This window comes from Streptomyces apricus (genome assembly GCF_008369065.1).
In the GTDB taxonomy this organism is placed as follows: Bacteria; Actinomycetota; Actinomycetes; order Streptomycetales; family Streptomycetaceae; genus Streptomyces; species Streptomyces apricus.
The window spans coordinates 1-2592 of sequence record NZ_VDFC01000152.1 but is presented as its reverse complement, the minus strand read 5'-3'; the positions used below and the strand labels follow the sequence as shown (position 1 = coordinate 2592).

General features: G+C 69.8%; 1 protein-coding gene. It reads left to right on the top strand.

The genetic code is table 11. The features are described 5' to 3' along the window. Nucleotides 1-2592: type I polyketide synthase (locus FGF04_RS38745; RefSeq protein WP_149516083.1), on the top strand; the 2592-nt coding region annotated here is incomplete at both ends.

Genomic DNA, 2592 nt, shown 5'->3' with positions numbered 1-2592 from the left:
GGGTGATCCGGCAGGCGCTGGCCGGTGCGGGGTTGTCGGTGGCGGATGTGGATGTGGTGGAGGCGCACGGTACGGGGACCACTTTGGGTGATCCGATCGAGGCGCAGGCGCTGCTGGCCACCTATGGGCAGGGTCGGCCGGAGGGCCGGCCACTGTGGCTGGGCTCGCTCAAGTCCAACATCGGGCACACGCAGGCGGCGGCCGGGGTGGCGGGTGTGATCAAGATGGTCATGGCGATGCGCCACGACCAGCTGCCCCAGACCCTGCATGTGGGGGAGCCGTCGCCGCATGTGGACTGGTCGGCGGGTGCGGTGCAGCTGCTCACCCAGGCCCAGCCCTGGGAGCGCGATGAGGACCGTCTGCGCCGGGCGGGTGTCTCCTCCTTCGGTATCAGTGGCACCAACGCCCACCTGATCCTGGAAGAAGCACCGGATCTTTCGGCGGAGTCTTCGGTCGAGCCTGCTGCCGCTCTTCCCGCGGTGCCGTGGGTGGTGTCGGCGCGTACGGAGGAGGCGTTGCGGGAGCAGGCCGCGCGGGTGGTAGCCCATGTCACCGAGCAGGACCTGGACCCGGTCGATGTCGGATACTCACTGGCCACCACCCGCGCCGCACTGGAACACCGGGTGGTGGTGGTCGGTGCGGACCGGGCCGAGCTCGTGGGCAGGTTGGAGGCGGTGGCCCGCGGTGAGCGGCCGAGCGGAGCAGCAGCCGGAGGCAAGCTGGCGTTCCTCTGTTCCGGTCAGGGCAGTCAGCGGCTGGGAATGGGACGGGAGTTGTACCAGTCGTTCCCGGTGTTCGCCCGCGTCCTGGACGAGGTGATCGATGAGCTGGGTCTGCCGTTGCGGGAGGTGATGTGGGCGGCGGACGGCTCGTCCGGTCAAGGGCGTTTGGAGGGTACGGAGTTCGCGCAGCCAGCGTTGTTCGCGCTGGAGGTGGCGTTGGCGCGGTTGCTGGAATCGTGGGGCTTACGGCCCGACTTCGTCGCCGGGCATTCGGTCGGTGAACTGGCGGCTGCGCATCTGGCGGGGGTGTTCTCGCTGGCGGATGCGTGTGCGTTGGTGGTGGCGCGGGGTCGGTTGATGGGGGCGCTGCCTACGGGTGGCGCGATGGTCGCGGTGCGGGCCACTGAGCGGGATGTGGCGGCGGCGCTCGTGGGTGTGGACCAAGTGACGATCGCGGCTGTCAACGGCCCCGATGCGGTGGTGATCTCCGGTGAGGAGGCCGCCGTGATGCAGGTTGCGGCGCGGTTCGCGCACACCCGGCGCCTGCGCGTCTCGCACGCCTTCCACTCCCCCCTTATGGACCCCATACTCGACGCCTTCCGCGAGGCGGCCGAGCAGATCACCTATCACCCGCCCACCATCCCGTTGGTCTCCAACCTCACCGGTGCTCTCGCCGACCCCGAGAAGCTGTGTACGCCCGGCTACTGGGTACGCCATGTCCGCGAGGCGGTCCGCTTCGGCGACGGTCTGCAGGCATTGCGTGCTGCGGGAGCGAACACCTTCCTGGAGATCGGCCCCGACGCCACCCTCACCGCTCTGGCCGACCGGGACGGGGACGCGGTTGCCGCCCTGCGCCGGGACCGGCCCGAGACGGCCCACGTGCTGAACGCACTCGGCCACCTGCACATCCGAGGTGTACCCGTCGATTGGCCCGCCCTCTTCACAGACCGGTCCGTCCATCTCGTGGACCTGCCCACCTACCCCTTCCAGCACAAGCACTACTGGATGGAGGCCGTCCAGGACACGGTCGATGTGGAGCAGGCAGGCCTGGAAAGTACTGAACACCCTCTGCTGGGTGCGGTGGTGGAGTTGCCCGGGTCGGGGGGTGTGGTGCTGTCGGGCCGTCTGTCGCTCCAGGCACAGCCGTGGCTGGCCGATCACGCGGTGATGGGCACGGTGCTGTTCCCCGGTACCGGCTTCGTCGAACTGGCCATCCGCGCGGGCGACGAAGTGGACTGCACGGTGCTGGAGGAACTCACCCTGCACGCCCCCCTCGTCCTGCCCGAGCGGGGCGGGGTGGCGGTGCAGGTGATGGCAGCCGCCCCCGATACGCAAGGACGCCGGCAGGTACGCGTCCACGCACGGCCCGAGGACGCACCCCTCGACGAGCAATGGACCCTGCACGCCGAAGGCCTCCTGGCCCCGGACACCACCCCCACCAACAACCCGACAGATATGGGGGTGTGGCCGCCGGTTGGTGCTGTTGCGGTGTCGTTGGAGGGCTTCTACGAGGAGCTGGCCGGGGAGGGTTTCGGTTACGGTCCTGTCTTTCAGGGGCTGCGTGCGCTGTGGCAGCGCGGGCAGGAGGTGTTTGCCGAGGTCGAACTGCCCGTCCAGGCCCAGGACCAGGGCGCACGTTTTGGACTGCACCCGGCCCTGTTCGACGCCGCTCTGCACGCCCTGGCCGGCACCAATCACACCGACCACACCGGTCAGGGACCGGGGATGCAGCTGCCCTTCGCCTGGCAGGGCGTAACCCTGCACGCCTCCGGAGCCACCGCCCTGCGCGCCCGCCTGCACCCCACCGGACCGACCACCACCGCCATCAGCCTCACCGACCCCGACGGAACCCCCGTCGCCACCGTCACCT